Origin of the sequence: Lachnoclostridium phytofermentans, assembly GCF_000733755.1 — a bacterium.
GTDB classification, from domain to species: Bacteria; Bacillota; Clostridia; order Lachnospirales; family Lachnospiraceae; genus Lachnoclostridium; species Lachnoclostridium phytofermentans_A.
In genome coordinates this window covers 1,355,064-1,375,717 of record NZ_JPOF01000003.1, presented here as the reverse complement: position 1 = coordinate 1,375,717, position 20,654 = coordinate 1,355,064, and the positions used below count along the sequence as shown (strand labels likewise).

Annotated in this window: 11 protein-coding genes and 1 tRNA gene; 2 read left to right on the top strand and 10 right to left on the bottom strand. The window is 36.4% G+C overall.

The genetic code is table 11. From position 1 onward, the window contains the following. The first annotated feature begins 148 nt into the window (after nt 1–148). Nucleotides 149–7,657: a pectinesterase family protein gene (locus tag CC92_RS21645; protein ID WP_051650697.1), complete on the top strand. Its 7,509-nt coding sequence runs from the start codon at nt 149–151 to the stop codon at nt 7,655–7,657. A 231-nt stretch (nt 7,658–7,888) separates the two neighbouring features. Then, nucleotides 7,889–8,938 carry a glycosyltransferase family 2 protein gene (locus tag CC92_RS0111380; RefSeq protein ID WP_029502759.1) on the top strand — a complete coding sequence of 350 codons (1,050 nt, stop codon included), beginning with the start codon at nt 7,889–7,891 and terminating at the stop codon, nt 8,936–8,938. Nucleotides 8,939–9,063: 125 nt separating this feature from the next. On the opposite strand, the gene CC92_RS22545 is transcribed toward CC92_RS0111380, so the two are convergent. The 10 genes from CC92_RS22545 to CC92_RS0111335 all read right to left on the bottom strand — a co-directional run bounded on the left by CC92_RS22545 (nt 9,064) and on the right by CC92_RS0111335 (nt 20,351). Then, entirely contained in the window at nt 9,064–9,204 is a 141-nt protein-coding gene (locus tag CC92_RS22545) for a hypothetical protein (RefSeq protein WP_155998343.1), read from the bottom strand. A 7-nt stretch (nt 9,205–9,211) separates the two neighbouring features. Next, nucleotides 9,212–9,523, bottom strand: a complete 312-nt coding sequence (locus CC92_RS0111375) for a hypothetical protein (RefSeq protein ID WP_029502760.1) — start codon at nt 9,521–9,523, stop codon at nt 9,212–9,214. Nucleotides 9,524–9,869: 346 nt separating this feature from the next. Next, nucleotides 9,870–9,940: transfer RNA gene (locus CC92_RS0111370), tRNA-Gly, on the bottom strand. A 208-nt stretch (nt 9,941–10,148) separates the two neighbouring features. Then, a complete protein-coding gene (locus CC92_RS0111365) occupies nt 10,149–10,928 on the bottom strand; it encodes a response regulator transcription factor (RefSeq protein WP_029502761.1) in 780 nt (259 codons plus the stop codon). Nucleotides 10,929–11,008: 80 nt separating this feature from the next. Next, entirely contained in the window at nt 11,009–11,884 is an 876-nt protein-coding gene (locus CC92_RS0111360; RefSeq protein ID WP_029502762.1) for a carbohydrate ABC transporter permease, read from the bottom strand. 11 nt (nt 11,885–11,895) lie between these two features. Then, nucleotides 11,896–12,783 carry a carbohydrate ABC transporter permease gene (locus tag CC92_RS0111355; RefSeq protein WP_029502763.1) on the bottom strand — a complete coding sequence of 296 codons (888 nt, stop codon included), beginning with the start codon at nt 12,781–12,783 and terminating at the stop codon, nt 11,896–11,898. A 110-nt stretch (nt 12,784–12,893) separates the two neighbouring features. Next, nucleotides 12,894–14,246, bottom strand: coding sequence for an ABC transporter substrate-binding protein (locus tag CC92_RS0111350; protein ID WP_029502764.1), 1,353 nt, complete (start codon nt 14,244–14,246; stop codon nt 12,894–12,896). A 91-nt stretch (nt 14,247–14,337) separates the two neighbouring features. Then, on the bottom strand, nt 14,338–16,092 hold the full coding sequence (locus CC92_RS0111345; protein WP_029502765.1) for a sensor histidine kinase: 1,755 nt from the start codon (nt 16,090–16,092) through the stop codon (nt 14,338–14,340). 405 nt (nt 16,093–16,497) lie between these two features. Next, a complete protein-coding gene (locus CC92_RS0111340) occupies nt 16,498–17,922 on the bottom strand; it encodes a phosphoglucomutase/phosphomannomutase family protein (RefSeq protein WP_029502766.1) in 1,425 nt (474 codons plus the stop codon). 35 nt (nt 17,923–17,957) lie between these two features. Continuing rightward, nucleotides 17,958–20,351, bottom strand: a complete 2,394-nt coding sequence (locus CC92_RS0111335; protein WP_029502767.1) for a GH36-type glycosyl hydrolase domain-containing protein — start codon at nt 20,349–20,351, stop codon at nt 17,958–17,960. Nucleotides 20,352–20,654 lie beyond the last annotated feature (303 nt).

The window sequence follows — 20,654 nt, the reverse complement described above, 5'->3', positions numbered from 1 at the left end:
TCACTAAGTAGAGCACAAAATATCCCTACAAAATGACGAAAATGTTCACAAAAGCATTGTAAGTGTTTACATAAAATATCATAACGTATATAATAAAGGTACAGATACTTATTTTTTTTAGTATTTGAAATACAAAGGAGAATAGGATATGAAAAGACGAAAGCAAAAGTGGATGGCTATTTTATTAATTATGGCTATGTTATTTGGTATGCTACCAGGGCAGTATACCATAGCAAATGCTTCTGGAAGTCTGATTGATGTATGGGATTTTGGCGCTGAGCAATTAGATCCAACAATCTATAATAACAGACTTAATAAGGATGTCATTAATAGCTGGTATCCAAATGTAGCATCAGGCTCAGCTATTACTGGGCATAATATCGCTAGTTTTAGCGTAGATGGGGGGGATTTTATATTCTCAGATGGAGGTTATCCTACCACACATCGTCTGAGATCAATAAATCCAGAACTAATAAGATACGACGATAAGTCATTGACAGATTCTTTAGGAAATCCATATAATGGATATTTATACTCTAATAAAGGCAGCACAGATCAAGTATATCTTGGAGTACAGTTAGAGAAGAATGATATTCTTACTGTTGTTGTAGCATCTAATGGAGGCTCTTCAAATGTTATTCTCGAATCCCCAAGTAAAACAAAACAAAGTCAGACACATACGTTAGGTGGATCGGTTGCATCTGTATTTACTTACTATACATCAGAAGCAGGGTTACATAAAATCTATACACTTGACGAAAAATTGGTAGTTGCTAGAGTTTATAGACAACATACCTTACCATGTACAGTAACAGGAACTGTAACAGCACCTTCAGAGCTTACAGGACCTTATTCTATTGTATTTACAAATAATAAAACAGGAGAGGTTATTACTGCTCCAGTAACGGATAATAACTATACTGCTACTTTAAATGAGACTTATGACTATTCGGTAAGTTTATTAGGTGCGGATGGATTTGTTATATCAGTAGGTGCTTTGGCGGTAGTACCAAATGGAAGTACACTATTGAACCATGACATTACGATAGAACCTGTACCACTTATCACTTTGTCAGGTACAATTACAGGACTTTCAGTAGAGGAACTCCAAAAAGTTAATCTCTCCTTCCGTCCTGTAACGAATCAGATTTATGTGCCAAAAGTTGTGATCGATAGAGAAACAGGTAACTATACAGCTACCTTAGAACAAAATGTGACCCATGAAGTATCTGCATTAAATGTTAATGATTACTCTTTAGACGTAACTGAGTACACCGGTACGACAAGTGAAACTAGGGAGATGGCATTTACTAAAAAACCAGTTTATGACATAACATTAAATTTTGTAGGACTTTCAGAGGAGGAGGCAGCAGCCAGCACAACTACCTTTACTAACTTAAAGGAGGCAGGTTATAGCTATAGTTTTGTTGGAACCCAAAACATTGCACTTCGTGATGGTACTTACTCCGTTAAAGTAAATTCTCCAAAATATCAAAAGTTAACATCAAATTTAGTTGTTTCTGGTGCTACTGTAGAAAAAACGGTAGAGTTTGAACAACCTACTGTATGGGACTTTTCTAATCCAGAGTTTACAGCGGATGGTACAGCACAGAATTTCTATGGCCTCTCTTTAAATGGAATTAAGGCTAATGGAGGGAAGTATGCATTAGGAGAAGCTGGTGCAAGTATTTCTGTGCCAGTAAGCGGACCTTGTAAAATCATAGTAAGCTACTGTTATGCAGCATCAGGTATTATTAATGGCGATGCGGATAATGGAAGTTTCTCAACAGCATCGAATTCAACAAGCAATATTGAAAGTATTACTTATAACTATACAGGAACTGGTCCATCTGTAAACATAGAGTATACAGGAAAGACATACTTAACTAAAATTGAAGTTGTTCCTGTAGTTGCTTTAAAGACAACATTAACTGTCGGATCGACAGGATGTGATTATACAACGATTCAAGCTGCTTTAGATGCAGTAAAGACTATGAATCGTACGAGCGATGAACGAATTACTATTGAGATTCAACCAGGTAACTATGAAGAGATGCTTGTTATTGATGTCCCAAATATTACATTAAAGAATGCAAGTGCTTCTCCAAGCACAGACCTTACCAACAAGGGTGTTAGTATTGCCCCTGAAGCAGTAAGAATTACTTCTTATTATGGACATGGATATTCTTATTATAGTATGGGTAGTGATTGTAAATGGGATGCAGATACGCTTGCTGTAAATAAAGCAAACGGATATCATTCTACAAAAAATCCTGGTTCAGGTACAACAAACGGTAGCTACTGGAATGCAACAGTAGTAGTAACAGCTTCAGGATTTGAAGCAGAAGGTATTATTTTTGAAAATTCCTTTAATCAATATATTTCTGCAAAAGAAGCAGCAGATACCTTGTATTTAGAACCAGACAATAAAGGAGAACGTCCAAAAATTGTTGGGGATACTTCCGTACAGAACAAGTCATTTGTAGAACGTGCAGCAGCCTTAGCAATTGCAAATAACGTAGACAAAACAGTATTTCGTAACTGCCGTTTTGTTGGTAGACAGGATACTTTATATGGAGGTTCTAACGTTAGAGCAGCTTTTGATAAGTGCGCTATCATGGGCGGAACAGATTTTATCTTTGGACCAATGACAGCAGCTTTTTATAAATGTGACCTTGTAATGAATACCAGTGAGGGCTCCACTGATGTAGCTTATATTACCGCAGCACAGCAGTCTTCTGGCAGAGGTTATTTAATGTATAACTGCCATATTACCTCCACGGTTCCTGGGTTAGATACAGCTTCTGCTAATTATTCGAAGCCAGGATACTTTGGTAGACCATGGAAGGCAGAAACAAGTGAAGTTGTTTTCTACAAGACAGTTATAGAAAATACTGATTTTGATGGATATCAAGGCCAATCCTTAATTCTACCAATTGGTTGGAATAGCACATTAGGAGGAACATCTCCATTATGCTATGAATATGGTACGATGGAACGTGGTACTTATAACCATGATCAAAGAGCTACTTGGGCGAAAAACCTTGAAGCTCCTGAATTATCAGATGGTACACCAATTACGATTGATACATTCTTAAATGGTAACGATAACTGGAATCCGATTGTAATGGATGCAGAAGAAAGTAATTTAGAGAATACCCCTGGATTTGACATTGAAATTCCAACGCCAACCCCAGGAAATCAAGTAACACCTATAGACATCACAAGTGGCTTAAAAACAGATACAACTTATGGTGGTGCAGCTGGTATTACAGTATTAGATAACATGGGCTATTCCGTAGATGAACAAGTTATTAATGGAGTTACTTACCCTGGTTCGGTATCAGGTAAGGTGAACCCATCGCCAAGTAATGGTGAGGTTCCTACCGTTGGAGCAGTTGTTAAGGTGAGTCCATCCGTAGATGGTACCTTTACAATTGTTTTAAAACTAAACTCCGGTAAAACACTTTATGTTGTAGATAAAGCTGGTAATCAAATTGATAAGATATCTGCAACAGCTACAGAATATCTTGAGAAAAAGTATGAAATGAAAGCAGGAGACACCTATTATGTTTATGGTGGTGGCACAAAGATTCCTGTATATGGGTTATCTTATAAGAAAGCAGCGGTAAAGCATGTTTTAGATATCTCTACAGGGCTTAAGGCTGGAACGGATTATCACGGCATAGAAGTTCTTCAGGATATGGCATATAAGGCGGATGCTCAGACTATAGAGGGTGCACCTTATGCTGGTTGTATTGCAGGAACCTCGAATCCTGCACCAAATAAAGGTGATATTCCTACATCTGGTTCTGCTGTGAAGATTACACCAGAAGATGATGGTAAATTTACAGTTGTATTTAAATTGAATAATGGAAAAACCTATTATTTTGTAGATAGTAATAAAAATGTAGTTGATACACATACAGCGGGCGCTACCAGCGAATATATTGCTAAAACTTATGAAGTAGAAGCAGGTAAATCCTATTACTTCTATGGTGATGGAACTAAAGTTCCAATGTACGGATTATCCATTGTCTATGGTGATGATTCTGTAGATTGGGGAACAGTAGAGGCACCTGTTATAAGTGATGTAACTGTGGGTGAAGGGACAATTACAGTAAACTATCTTGGCAAAGTTGGTAATGGATTTGCAGATTCTATTACCATTGAGATGTATGAAGGCGATACTCTTAAGAAGACAGAGAAGATTTCAGCACCAGGAGAGAGTGGAACTGTGACATTCATCCCAGATGCGAGTGGTACTTATCAGTTTAAGGCGGTATTATCCAGAGAAGGTGAGATTGATAAGAGCAGTGCAAAATCACAGGAAGTTAACTTTATTTTACCGCTAGCTAAACCAGTAATTCAGTTTGTAAGCAATACAGGTAATGGTTCCATTAAAATTGTTTGGAATGAAGTTGCTGAAGCTACTGGCTATGAAGTATTTCTTAGTGAAGATGGTAGTAACTATACTAAAAAAGTAGATGTTACGGCAGCAAAAGTGACCATTGATGGTTTAACAATTGGAGCTACTTATTACATTAAAGTAAAAGCAACTCGTGGCAGTGATAGCAGCGAATCTGATCCATTTGCTAAGGTTGTGGAAGCAGCTGCTGAAACAAGCTGGATGTTTAGTGCATTTGGTAGTGGCGTTAATTCTGTTGACAATGGTTATGATGATTCCGTAGAGGGTACAGTAAAGGTTTGGAGTACAAATGGTAAGGGTAAATTAGTACCTGCTTCTACGGACGGTTTAGCGTTCTATTATACAATGGTAGATGCCAGTGAAAACTTTAAGCTTTCAGCAACTGTTAAGGTTGATCAATGGACATTGTCTAATGGTCAGGAAGGTTTTGGTTTAATGGCTGCAGACGCAGTAGGTAATAATGGAGACGCGTCTACCTTCTGGAATAACTCCTATATGGCTTCTGTTACAAAGGTTGAGTACTTATGGGATTCCAGTAAAAATAGTGTATCTGACACTGGTGACAAAATTTCTATGAAGCTAGGTGTTGGCGCACAAGAAAAAATTGGCGTTACGCAAGAAAAAATTGATTTATTAAATGATCCAAACAATAATCTTACTGCAATACCTGGATTCAGTTCCTCTATGAGAACACTAGAATCTAGCTGTGGGAAGAAGGGTGCAGGAACTTATAATATAGTTAAGAATTATACCAATGCAGATCTTGCGACAGAAGAGTTATCTACAGCAGAGTTTAAACTTACTATCCAGAGAGATAATACTGGATACCGAGTAAGCCTTGTAGATTTAGAAGGAAATGTTCAGAGAGAAACTTTCTATGATGAGGATCGTGATGCATTAAACGGAATTGATAAAGATAACGTTTATGTTGGTTTCTTTGCATCTAGAAATGCAAAAATTACCGTAACAGATATCGATTTTTCTACCTCTGATCCAGCGACAGATCCTCCTGCAGAGGAGCGTCCTGTTACTTTAGTAACTCCATCTTATGTAATAACTTCTGCAACAGCAGTCGGTACTCCAGGATATAATTTAGTATTCCGTGCAAATGCAGATGGTGTATTAACTATTACAAATTCTCTTGGACAGACAATAACGAAAGATGAACAAGTAAAGGCTAACACCAACATTACAAAGAGAGTAAATTTAAGTAAAGGAAACAACACATTCAACGTAACGTTTACTCCTGACAAAGATTACAAACCAAGTGAGTTTGAGAAATTGTCCTCATATGAAACGAAGAATTTCTCACATACTGTACTCTTTAAGAACTATGGACAGGAAGGTCAATCCATTTATGTAGCACCATATGGAAAGTCAAGTGGCAATGGTACAAAGGCAAATCCTTTAGATATTTATACTGCAGTGAAGCATGTTCAACCAGGACAGACTATTGTATTAGCTGGTGGTACTTACAGCTTAACAAATACGGTAAAAATTGATCGTGGAATTGATGGTACTGTAGATAAGAAGATTTATATGGTAGCAGATCCACAGGCTTCAAGTCGTCCAGTATTTGACTTTAATGGAGCATGTGCGGGTATGATATTGGCAGGTGACTACTGGTACTTTAAGGGATTTGATGTAACTCGTTCTGCTGATGCACAAAAAGGTATTCAGTTGTCAGGAAGCAATTGTACTTTAGATCAAGTAAATGCATATTACAATGGAAGTACGGGTATTCAGATTAGTAGATACTTATCTACAGACGAATGGGATTTATGGCCAGCAAACAACCTTGTATTAAATTGTACATCTTACGCAAATGCGGATAAGGGATATGAAGATGCGGATGGTTTTGCGGCTAAGTTAACAGTTGCAGATGGTAATGTGTTCGATGGCTGTATTGCCTATAACAATGCGGATGACGGTTGGGACTTATTTGCTAAAGTTGAAACTGGTCCAATTGGAAAAGTAATCATTAGAAATAGTGTGGCTTATAATAATGGATACTTAGAAGATGGCACTAATGCAGGTAATGGTAATGGATTTAAGATGGGTGGATCTAGTATTACAGGACGCCATCGTCTAGAAAATTCAGTGACCTTTGGTAATAAAGCAAAGGGTATTGACTCTAATAGTGGACCAGATATAGAGGTTATCAATAGTACATCATTTGATAATGGTAGCTTCAATGTTGCATTATATACAAATGATGCTGCAAACACTGATTTCTTTGCAAATGGTATTCTTTCTTATCGAGAGAACTTTAAAGAGGTAGCAGAGCAGTTTAAATTAAAAGGTTCTCAGGATGAGAATAAGATTTATGGAACAACCAACTATTACTGGGATGTTGCTAGTGCATCCTCTATGAACAAGACAGGAAGTAAAGTTTCTAGTGATTGGTTTGAAAGCTTAACCTTTAATGGAATTACTAGAAATCCTGATGGAACTATCAATATGAATAGTTACCTTGTATTAACAGAGAAAGCTCCAGTGGATACAGGTGCAAGAGTAGGAGGAACACCATCTTTAGTTCCTACGATAGGTCCTGAAGTTTCAGATACAGAGACACCGACACCTACAGAAACACCACAACCTACAGCAACCCCAACACCTACAGCAACCCCAACTCCAACCCCAGAGTTAACAAAAGAAGAGATACTTGAGCACTTAACACCAAAGCGCACCGGTTCTCTTTATACTGGTGGTAAGACTTCTAACTTAGGATGGTTTGGATTAAAGCTTCCAGAGAATGTTGTGAAAGTGGCTAACTTTGATGAAGAGACATTAAGTAAGTTAGAAGAGGGAGTTGTTCCAATCACAATTACTTATAAGTCTAATAAACCGAAGATTGTAACAGTAAAACAGAATGGACGTCTGATTGCAAAAGAGTCCGGCGTTGCTATTATTACTGCTACTGTAACGATGCAGGATGGTACGAAGGAAGTTTATACCAGAAAACTATCAGTGAAAAAGGCAACCGTAGACTTTGTGGAAAGTACCGTACGTATGAAAGTGGGAGAAGAAGCGGTATTTGAAGTGAAAGTAAACGGGTTAGATAAAGATAGTATTATCTGGATGTCAAGTAAAAAGGATGGAGCAGTAGTTAAGAAGAATCCAGGAAGTACAACTGCAACCATTAAGGCAGTTTCTCCAAAGACTGATTGGATTTATGTAATCGTTGATGGAGTGAAGAAGGCGATAAAAGTTATTATTGAAGAGTAAGCTTATCCTTACTTAACAAAACGAAGTACGCAAATATAGCGTACTTCGTTTTTGTTATATGAAATATACAGTTTACGTTCAGAGTTTAGGAAACAAATCCGATAAGTATTATAGTTGAAGATAATTAGAGCTAAGAGTGAGTGATAAATTGAACCCTGAGTATTAAGTATATGTATTGCGGAACAAAGATAAATTGCTTTCATAGAAGTGTAAAGTTAAGGAGAATTGCCTATGATTTCTATCTGTATTATAGTGAAAAATGAAGAAGAGAATATAAAAAAATGCCTTGATATGCTATCAAAGCTGAAGTATGAAATTATTGTTGTTGATACAGGTTCAACAGACAATACAAAAAATATTGTAAAGCAATATACGGATAAAGTATATGATTTTACTTGGTGTGATGACTTTAGTGCTGCACGAAATTTCGCGATTGAAAAGGCGAATGAGGAGTATATTTTAATGATGGATAGTGATGAGTTTCTTGTGGATTTTCATAAGAAAGATTTTGAGACTTTATTAGTGCAGCATCCGAAGGAAGTTGGAAGAATCCATAGAAACAATATATTTACTAGGAATGGGATGAAATATACTAGCAAGGAACTTGTTAATCGAGTATTTCCCAAGAAATATTACCGATATACTGGAAAAATACACGAACAAATTGTAGCTTTAAAAAGCGAAGAATATGTGACTTATGAGGTGCCTCTTTTCTTTGATCACATCGGCTATAATGGAGAAGAAAAGGATAGAAAGAATAAGGCACAGCGAAATATTCAATTGCTATTAAGGTCATTAAGAGAAGACGGGGAGGATCCGTATACCCTCTATCAACTTGGGAAAGGGTATTATTTTCAAGAAGATTATAAAGAAGCTGCTGATTACTTTGGAAGAGCTTTGATGTATGACTTAAATCCCAAACTTGAATATGTTATTGATATGGTAGAAATGTATGGATATTCTCTAATTAACTCAAACCAGTTAGAGCATGCATTATTGATGGAAAATATATATGAAGAATTCTCACATAGTGCGGATTTTGTATATATGATGGGATTTATTTATATGAACTGTGGCATGTTTAAAGAAGCTATTAGAGAATTTGCTAGTGCTTCCAAATACAAGTCGTGTAAGGTTATAGGGGTGAATTCTTATTTATCTTTTTATAATTTGGGCGTAATTTATGAATGTATTGGAGATAAGGAGAAAGCAGTTTACTACTATAAACAATGTGGTTCTTATGAACCTGCACAAATAGGGATGAATCGTGTTAAGAGTTAAAAATTCATAAAAATATCTCCAACCAATGAAAAGCGGTTGGAGATATTTTTTTTATCTATCAATTTAATAAGGTGATTCATCACAACGATGATTTTTTTAAATCACTAATTATGGGGAAAGAAATATCAATTATTGTCCTTCTCATCAAAAGGCACTGCATAAAGATCTGTTGCGGTACATCTATTTTCTAAAATAATATCATTTAAGAAAAAACAGCCATCGATGGACGGCAATATCCTACTTTTATCAATTCCAAATAATATCAAATCATTCCTACATCCCAAATAAGCATCTACCTTTTTTACTTATTACTTCAATGCACTGTAACAATAATGTTTTGATGTTATAGATGATATTTATATCAATATCATTTTGTTTTTCCATATTTTTTAACATGTCTTGCATGGTACGTAAATCATTTAATTCTGTTAATTCATTCATATTGTCTAAATAATCTATAATACCAGAAACAGCATCTTTACAAGCTGTCAACAAAACTAGGTTCACATTGTAAGTAAGATAATCCCATGCCTCTTTCATTGAAAAAAACAACGATAAAACTTTATCTCTCTGTGAAAAATACATATGTATTCTCCCTTTTCTCATGGTAGTAACAAGTAGTCATCCCTCTATCCATAGTTCTAAGAGGGACATCAACTTATGCTTGTAGAACAATACTACTTTTTATCGTTAGAATAAGTTATATACCAGACACCTTTACGAAAGGTTAATTAATGTCACTAGTTTTTATTATAATCTATTTACTTACAATAATTCAATAACTATGAAATGGGATTTCTAATCCAGAATTACTTATAAGGACTCTCTTGAAAATAGTTCGGAGAATTTCACCTCAAAGAATACGTATAAAACCAATATAAATAAGGTCTATGACATTAAGACTGCGTCATAGACCTCGTTTTTTATTAACAGCGGATAACGGGAATCGAACCCGCACCCTAAGCTTGGGAAGCTCATATTCTACCATTGAACTATATCCGCTTAATTACTACCATATAATTCTAACACTTTTATTTTTATTCGTCAATCATATAAAATAGGCTGTGAGAGGGTCACAGCCTATTTTATCGACAAGAAAGCACTAAGGTTTAGCATTGCCTTCTTGTTTAGGCAAGGGACGATTGGAGCGTGGTCCATCTTGCCAATCTACAGGAAAAAGAAGAGATATTCATGCTATATATTTCATTTTTTACTTTGATAATACAGTATTGCGATACTCATTAGCAGAAATACCAACAATCTTCTTAAATACTCTTGAGAAATGAGCCATATCAACGAAGCCTACTTCTTCCGCAATCTCCCCGATACGAAGAGCTGGGTACTTAAGTAATTCTTTTGCTTTATCAATACGAACATTGTTAAGTATTTCAGAAAAATTCTGTCCAGTATGCCGGTGTAGTAGTTTACTTAAATGCCATTGGCTAACATAGATATGTTCTGCAACTTCTGATAACATTATTTTCTTTTGGTAGTTCTCATCAATATATTGTAAGGCATTTTTCACGATAAAACTGCTGGCGGTGTTTTCTTCTGGTGAGCATTGTTGTTCTACATCGGAGATCTTTGGCTCCTCTTTTTTAATCTCAACTTCAAAACTTGATAGATTGGTTGTCATAACATCAAGTGCATCCAATAATTCATTCATTTTCGATGGTTTTAGCAAAAAACGGGTGACACCAAGACAGATAGCTCGTTGGGCATAATCAAAATCACGATAACCAGTCAAGATACAAATCTGTAGCTTTGGAAACTGCGATTTTAAACTTGCTATCATGGTTAAGCCATCCATACCTGGCATACAGATATCTGAGATTAAAATATCTGGTTTTAGGTTTCGAATTAGTTCCAAGCCCATTTTTCCATTAAATGCAGTACCTACCACCTGACAATTATGTTTCTCCCATGGTATTGTCTGAGACAATCCCCTTACGATAACTGGTTCGTCATCAATGATAATTACCTTGTACATGGCAACCTCCTGTAATAACCATTACTTTTAGTCTTTTCTCACGGTTATATTTTTATTCTACACTTTTATTATAACATAGATCAACCTTTGACCGCACCTGCAGTCATTCCTTTAATAATATATTTCTGTAAGAAGATATATAGAATTAAGAGAGGAATTACTACCAGTGTTACCGCAGATGCCATAAGACCATAGTTAGTACCTTCCTGAGAGGTTAACAGATTTAATAAAATGGTAATGCCCCACTGAGTCTTGGTTCGTAAGAAGAACATCTGAGTAAATAAATCATTATAGCTCCATAAGAAGGAGAAGATGGCAACCGTTGCAAAGGACGGTTTCGTTAATGGTACAATGACACGAAAGAAGATCTGAAAAATATTACAGCCTTCCATATAAGCAGCTTCTTCTAGTTCGATTGGAAGACTTTTGATATAACCCATCAAAACGACGATGGCAAAGGATAAGTTACCTGCTATTTGCGGAAGAGCGCAGGAGAGTAGGGATAAATAAAGATTATCGGTATTTACGATACCCCAGGAATGTTCCATACGGAATACTGGAATGATTGTTGAGAACGCTGGAAACATCATACCTGCAATTACTAAACTATATAATAACTTCTTTAAACGAAACTCATAACGTACTAATACATAGGAAGCTAATCCTGCTAATAAAATCACAACAGCAGCCACGGTCGTGGAGATAATTAAGCTATTCTTATAAGCACTTAGAATATTTACACGATTAAATGCTAATTCGTAGTTATCTAAGGTGAAGATATCTCCTATCGGTAATTTAAATGAATTACTTAAGATGAACCTCCGGTCCTTAAAGGAGTTTAAAACAACCCATATAATTGGGTATATCGTAGTCAATGCCCAAATGCTTAGTAAAAGAAAGATAATAGGTTGCCCTAGGGAAATTTTTCGTTTGTTTTTTACTGTAGTAGTTTTCATAGCAACCTCCTTTAAAATTCTTTTTCTTTGAATATGGAATTTACAAGTTTGGATAAAATAACACCTAAAATAACGATAACAACAGCGATGGCAGAACTATAATCTACATTATTAGCGTTGAATACTTGATAGTACATATAGGTTCCTGTTAACCAAGTTTCGCCATTTGGAAGTCCCTTTGGAAACATTGTCCATGGGAGATCAAATACTTTAAGTGAACCAGTAACAGCTAGAATAACGCAGGTACTGATTACATTTTGAAGGAGTGGAAGAGAGATGAATTTTACCTGTTGAAAAGGTGTTGCACCATCAATTGCAGCAGCTTCATATAGTTCGGTTGAAATATTGTTTAAGCCAGTTACAAGGATAATAAAGTAAAAGCCAACGTATTGCCACATAACGGGTATCATCATAGTAATTAAGGCATAAGCTTTACTCTTAAAATCGACTAATTCTGTTGCACCAAAAATCTCACGGAGTTGGTTAATCATACCTTTATCATAAAGAAAAATAAGGTTAAATAATAAACCGAGGGCAGTTGCTGATATTACGATTGGGAAGAAATAAACAACTCGGAAAAATTTCGCACCATGAGAGATACGATCGGTAAGTATGGAAAGTAAAAGAGCAATACCTACCTGGCCAAATACAGTGACAAGCAACATAATCAGAGTATTTTTTAATGCAATCCACATATTTTCGTCTTTTACTAATTTTACATAGTTACTGTACCATGGGTCTGCCCAACCTTTTGCTGAAGAACCAAGTCCGCTAATTTCTTGAAAGCTGTTAATGATATTCTGTATAAAGGGATAATATAAGAATATGATAATAAAGGCAAAAGCTGGTGCGAGGAAGAAAATTATCGGTTTTTTGTTTTTATAGATATGAGCTGTCATAGTTTCTCCTCTCTTAAAATAAGGCCAGAGAAAGTGCATTTCTCCGGCCTCAATTTTTACTATCTATTACATGATCATAAGCGGGTCCATTTGACAAAGCTTATGATTGATTATTGAGCTGCTATTAAGTCTAAAACACTTTGTACGGATTCAGTGATATCACTCTTACCAGTTACTAAATTAGGCATACCATCAAATACTGGAACTCTACATTCAGTAGGAATAAGATCCTGAACTGCCCCAGTCATACCAGTAGCACCTTTTACTAACGCAAGACCATCTTTCGCAAGATTTGATAATTGAGATTCGTCTACGGAGCTACCATTCTTTAATGCGGTAGCGGATACATTAGCGAATTTAGAAACCATTTCATCACTTGTCATGTAAGTAATAAATTCTACAGCAGCGGCACGTTTGTCTGGGTCATCCCAAGCTTTTTTTGTGATATAGTAACCACTTGATAATCCACCAATGATATCAGTTGTCTTTCTTTGATTCTTTCCTGGAATATAAGTAACTGTAAAGTTCTCAATATTGCTTGTTAAACCTTCGATTCCACCAACTTTCCAAGAACCATCGATTAAGAATGCTGCCTTGTTATCAATAAATAATTGAACAGTTTCATCGTCAGTACCTGTTAAGGTATTTTCTGGGAAGTATCCTTTTTCATAAAGCATCTTGATATCGTTAAGGCCATTTACCCATGCCTGTCCTTGTGCGTCTGATGCACTGCCTGGAAGTTTGCTGTGGGTGGTAGATGATGTGTAATTATAGATTGCAAACTCAAACCAGTAATGAGGAACAGTAGCTAAGGATACAGCGATAGGAGCGTATCCAGCGTCTTTAATTTTCTGGCAAGTCTCAAGGAACTGATCCCATGTAGTGTTAGCATCTGGAATCTCAACACCAGCAGCTTTACATACTTCTTTGTTTACAAACATACCTTCCCAGTACCCATTTACAGGAACGGAATAGTTCTTTCCATCAGCAGGAGAAGCACCCAACATACCATCTTTCATATTGCTTGCATAGTCAGGATAAGATTGACGGATCTCATCGATAGAAACTACTTTACCAGCTTGAACAAAGGAGTTAGAGTCTACACCATTAAAGAAGAATAATACATCAGGCTCAGATCCAGTTTCGAAATCTGCTAAAACTCTAGCTTTAAAAGTTTCATCAGAAGTGGAAGAGGAGTCATTCACCTTGTTTCCGGATGCTTTTTCCCATGCAGCTACGGCGTCTTGGTAATTCTGTGCATTGCCATCGTTTCCGGCATATGTAGTAGTAACATTTAATGTAACTTTCTTAGGTGCAGCAGTAGGAGCCGTTGTAGCAGTAGCGCCGCTATTGTTATTGCTACTATTATTGTTATTATTAGTAGCTGGATCCTCTTTCTTAGTGCAGGCAGCCATAGATACTACCATTGTAAGAGATAGCAGTAACGCAAGTAATTTTTTCATAAAATAACCTCCCGTGAAATTTTTAGATGTTTTTATCATCTGATACCATCATACCCTAAGAAGGGGGAAAGGTTAATGCTTCGAATTGTTATTATTTGTCTGTGTTTGTTTTGTTTAATTTGACTATAATTGTACTTACTGTAGAACCGTCTTTGTCACTTTTGATGGACAATCCACAATCATTACCGTAGATAATTTTTAGGCGTCGATTAACATTACGAATACCAAGGCTTGTGGAACGTTCATTATCTGCATTATAATCGTCACTTAATAGAGCATCAATTCTCTCTTTGTCTTTTGCAGTTAATTCTCCCAGATTCCGGACTTCGATATATAATTTGTCTTCTTTAGAAAAGATATGAAGAGTAACAATACCTTGATTTTGAGCATTCATTCCATGCTCAACTGCATTTTCGATAATTGGCTGGATAATAAGTCTTGGAACGGGTACTTGTAGCAAACTCTCGTCAATATCTTTGATTACTTGAAAACGTTCCCCTAGCCTTGTAGAGATAATGAAAAAGTATGCATCGGCATAGGAAAGTTCTTCTGCTAAAGGGATATGTTGCTGCTGCTTTCGATTCATCGTAGCACCCAGAATTGTTGACAGGGCTTCAATCATTCCGCTTACTTTATAATTTTCCATTAATCTAGCTTCCCAATTAATTATTTCTAAGGTATTGTTTAGAAAGTGAGGATTGATTTGTGACTGCAGTGCCATAATTCTGGCATCCTTTAATGCTAGTTCCTCTAAATAAATCTGTTCAAACTGATGTTTTAGCTTTAGTGACATTGAGTTAAATGCTTCTCCAAGAAAAGAAAATTCCTGACTACCTTGTATTCCTTGAATTTGTGTACCATAATTTCCATCCGATATCTTATGAGCGGCGGAAATTAAATGAAAGATAGGTTTTGTTATCTTTCGATGGAAGAATCGAAAAACGATCAAAACAAAAGCAAACAGTAACGGAATCGATAGAATAACAATATATCTTAATGCATCCATTTCATAAAGAATGACATCGTTGTTTAATTTTGCTACAAAAGTCAGAACGTCTTGATTAAACTTTAAGGTTTTATATACATAGGACCCGTTGCTATTTTTATAATAAATACTTCGATCGGTAATAGTATCGTAACGAGACAGATATTCATTATTGTCAGAACCCCATAAGAAACTTCCATTTTTATAGATGGTTCCTTCTTCATAACCCCAGATGGTTCCAATACTTTCAAAAACAGACTCATTATTTAGTTCCATAACAATAACAGCATATGGTTCAAAATTTGGTGTCATAAGATTTCTTACCATATAAACACGACTATCAAAAGGAATAAACCTTACCTTAGTATCTAGTTCTTTTGATATCTCCATCACTTGAGCTAATACATGTCGTTTGAAGTATTGTACATTGGAATAGGTTGACATATATTTGTTGCTGTAAGTGTAATAAACATTTTGCGGATCATCGGTAAACATTAGCATAGTACTAAGGAAACGATCATCAAATCGGTATTGTTGAGATAAAAATCGGGTTATCGTATCATATAGTTGCCGTTTGTTCTGGTCAAGAAGAAATTGATTATATCGCTCACGGATGGTTGGAAGATATGAGGCATTTTTTGAGGCTGTGATGGAATCCTGCATTCTTGAAAGGGAGATTTCAACTGCTTTTTCTGTAGAATTTATAATGGCCTGCTCTGTTTGCTGATTTAAATTACGGTATACAAAGTTTAGGACTATGATTGTTAATAAGGTAAGTGGTAAAACCCAGCATAAGATTAGAGTACGCATCATACTCCATTTTAGGGACACTTCATTGTTTGGTTTAATATGTAGTTTCATCTCAACTCCCCTCTGTGTACTATAAAACACGTATTAATCAAGTTATCATAAATATTTTTTGTTTATCATCCTAACTAAGATTGTACTGTTATAGGGCTTACTCAATCGATAATAAATGAAAATTATAAAAGCAGAAATTCCGTACGGATAGAATTTCTGCTTTTCATTTTTCATGGTTCCAATAATATTATTATACCATGAAATTATTAAAATTTCGATTTACCATTTTAAAATATATTTATAATAGTGAATGTTTAAGAATCATATTATTAACAAATAAAATGATGAAACGTTTTTATTATAAATCCCCTTAAGTTTATTGTAGAACATCAATCAGTGTAAAATAATCTAAAGAGTTTCCTGTGCCTAAGAAAGGGAAGGCACAGGAGGGACGAAGATTGTATATTAAGGCTCTGGTGTGAGTCCTAAGTAGTCTTCATAAAGAGAGATTATTTTACGAGCTGTTTTTATTGAGCCCATCTCGCAAAAGATTCGAAGTAAAGGCTCAGTTCCAGAAAATCTTGCTACAACCCAACCACCGTTTTTAAAATAGACTTTGCTTCCGTCTAGATAGGAAACATGATCAATTTCTGTTGGGAAAATAGGAAGTTTTTTTTCTTCCATTAGTACTTTATAGATTTCGTTCTTTTTCTCCTGACTAAAACGATAGTTTGCTTCTTCCATTTCAATAGAACCAAATTCTTGTTCAATATCCCTACAGATTTCCGAAAGTTTTTTACCGGTAATTGCAATCATTTCAACCAAAAGAGCTGCGGCATATACGCCATCTTTTCCTTTGATATGACCTCTGACGGTAAGACCGCCTGAGGATTCTCCCCCGATGATTGCATTTGTGGCATTCATTTTAGCAGAGATATGCTTAAAGCCAACTGGTACTTCATAGCATTCCTGACCAAATTTTTTTGCTACCTTATCAAGCATATGAGTAGTAGCAATATTTCGTACCACCGGACCTTTCCAATCTTTATATTTAACAAGATAGTAATAAAGCAGTACTAGAATGTCATTTGGATGGAGAAAACGTCCGGTATCATCAATGACACCGATACGATCCGCATCCCCATCGGTTGCGATTCCAATATCACATTTACGATCTATTACAGCACGCTGTAAGGAGTGTAAGGTAGCGGCAGACGGGGAAGGCAACTTACCGCCAAATAGTGTATCATGACGATCATGGATGGTGTATACTTCACAACGTGCAGTATGAAAGATTGTTGTTAATGAGGTTTCACTAACCCCATACATTGGGTCAATCACGATTTTTAAGCTTCTTTTTCGAATAGCGTCCATATCCACAGTAACAATGATATTATCAAGGTATTCATTCAAAGGATAAATCTCCTCGATCAGCCCTGATGATATTGCTTCCTCATACTCCATATCTTTTATGTCTTCTGTTGTTAGTTTATTAATATATCCTTCTAGATCTTGTGTCTGAAGTTCATCTGCGTCTCTGCCGCCAGTAGTAAAAACCTTAATTCCATTATAAATTGCTGGATTATGGCTAGCGGTAATCATAAGACCATATGGGAGATTATGCTTCATCACATAAAACATAATTAGTGGTGTAGGTGATGACTTATTTACTAGGGAAGCGTGGATGCCTTCCTTTGCAAAGACAGCTGCTGCCCACTGCATCGCCTCTTTTGCAAGAAATCTTCGGTCATAACCTAAGACAATACCTTTATCGGCGACACCTTCTGCTTTCATTTTATCGCAAAGGCCTTTCGCAAGAAGCTGTATGTTTGATTTGGTGAAGTCATCCCCAATGATAGCACGCCAGCCCCCAGTACCAAATTTAATCATAATAAAACTTCCTTTCTATTTCTTATTATGTCTGTCTATTTACCCATCACAATGCGTACATAGTGAGTGGTATTTGGCTCTTTGACAGGAAGTCTTTCCACCAGGTGTCCATCAAGATAGATTTCCTTTACGCCTTTCATAACACCATCTGGATTCTCGACAGTGATTTCATAGACTGCACCTCTCCATTCTCTGGTCACACTGAATTTATTCCATGTGCCAGGAATACAAGGATTAATTTCTAAATAGTCAAACGAAGGTTTAATACCGAGCATATATCTTGTGGCACTAAAATATGCCCAACCACCAGTACCTGTCATAAATGGGTGTCTTGCACGGCCAAAACCAGTGTGGTCTCTACCCATAATAAATTGACAATAGGAATATGGCTCTGCTTCACGAATCTCTATTTTATCGTTTTGATAATATGGGCAAAGAGCATCATAAAATTCCATTGCTCTGTCACCACGGCCAAGTTCACATTCAGCAGCCCATGCCCATGGGTTTGGATGACTAAAAATTGCTCCATTTTCTTTTAAGCCAGGATAAACACGGGTAACAAATCCTATGTCATCATCTGGAACGGTATAGGAAGGAGCATTCAGTAAAATACCATATGGCGTGTACAAATTCTCATATACACTATCCATTGCCTTGATTCCTTTTTCTTTTGTTGCTGCACCGGACAGGACAGCCCAAGCATTCGATTCTAAGTGAATTTTACCTTCTTTGTCCTCTGATGTACCGATTTTCTTACCATTCTTAGTAATACCGCGAATAAACCATTCTTGATCCCATAATTCTTTGTTGCAGACCTCTTTTACATGGTTTGCTAAAGCGGTGTATTTTAGTACATCTTCCTTACGATCTAAAAATTCTGCAAGAGAGATGAAATTATTGAGAGCCCAGTAATGCAAGAAGGAAACCATGGCACTTTCACCACCACCAAGGTTTAAACAGTCATTCCAATCAGCCCGGAGCCCTTTGCAAATACCAGTTGCACCAACTTGTTTTGCGGAAAAGTCTAAGATTTTGGTTAAGTGTTCGTACACAGTACCCTCTCCACCATCCGCGTAGGTGATTACTTCGTCTGCAAACTCAAATTCCCCGGTCTCTTTTATGTATTCTACAACGGAGGATACTAACCATAACGCATCATCGGAGCAGGCATCTTTAATACCATGGACGATACTGTTTTTGTCAGGAGAAGGAACTACAGTTGGTGATTTAAAAGGTTTTTTATTTTCCTCTTTCACAAACCATTCTGGCTGGAATAAGTGAAGCCCATAACCTTCAGAGACAAGACCTTGCATCAATTCACGAATACGTTGCTTGCATTTTTCTGGATTGGAATGAGGGATTGTCATAGAATCCTGTGCTGTATCACGGTATCCAAGACCTGTTCTACCGCCAACTTCAATAAAAGAAGCAAAACGAGAGAACATAACATTGATTTCAGCTTGATAAAGCGTCCATGTATTGATTAATGTATTCATACCTTCATTTGGAGTCTGAATCTGTAACTTTCTTTGTTTTTCGCTCCAAAAAGTCTTTAAGTCATGATAGACTTGATCGACTGTGGATAACTTACTGTATTTTTCACGTATACGCTTCCCAGCATTTCGGTTTCCTTCCCCTAGCATATAAACAATCCGTATTGTTTCGTTTGGCTGAATTACAAAATTGTGTTGTAAAGAACCACAGTGATTGTTTCCTAGTTCGCTGCTACCACTTAATTCTCCCTTAATTACGCCGATTGGATTAGACTCGGTATGATAAAGCCCAAGGAATTTATCACGAAGACAATCATAGCCGGCAGGTGGCAAGGTCGAGGTAAAGTATTGATACCCAAATTCTTCATAGAACAAATCATGCTCTATAATACCATCTTCATAGGAAGAACCAGCACAGTAAAGGCTCATCTGGAAGTTTTGATTGTCTATCATGATATGGTGAAAAGAAAACTCACAATAGGTAAATAAGCTAATATTTCTTGGTTTGGAATCTTCATTTGTGACTGTAACATCCCAAAGCTCTACGTCCTCATCCATAGGGACAACAAGAGTTTGAGTAGCTTTTAGTTTTTGATAGTCACATTCGTAAACAGAGTAGGACATTCCATGACGGCAGGTATACTTTGCTTCTTCTAATGGCTTACCTACTGGTTGCCAGGAGATACTCCAGTAATCCTCCGTTTCATTGTCCCTAAGGTATACATAGTGTCCAGGACGATCCATAGGAACACTATTTCCACGAAATCTTGTAACACGGTGATATTCTGGTGATTTATAAAACATGTAGCCACCTGCGGTTTGATTTACAACCACACAAGTGTCTTTCACCCCTAGATAATTTGTCCATGAGGTTGGAAGGTCAACGCGGTCGATGACATACTCTTTTTTTTCCAGATCAAAATGTCCGTATTGCATACATGCCTCCTTTAAGGATTTTGATAACAAGTGAGAAGATAAACGAGAGGGTACTTATTATGTACCCTAAATCCAATTTGGAAATTATATTGCTTTCGATAATATTGATAATAGAAGTGAAAACCGATGCACGGTGATATACTTCTATTACCTTACTTGTATCTTAGCACAATACAAGAAAAAACTGATATTGTAATCTTGCTCTTTCTTGTATCGTTTTGTCGACTTCATGAAAGGGGAGAAATAGGATAAAATAGGCCAAATTTTTCGCAAAAATAACACAGAAACAAAGAGCGCACTATC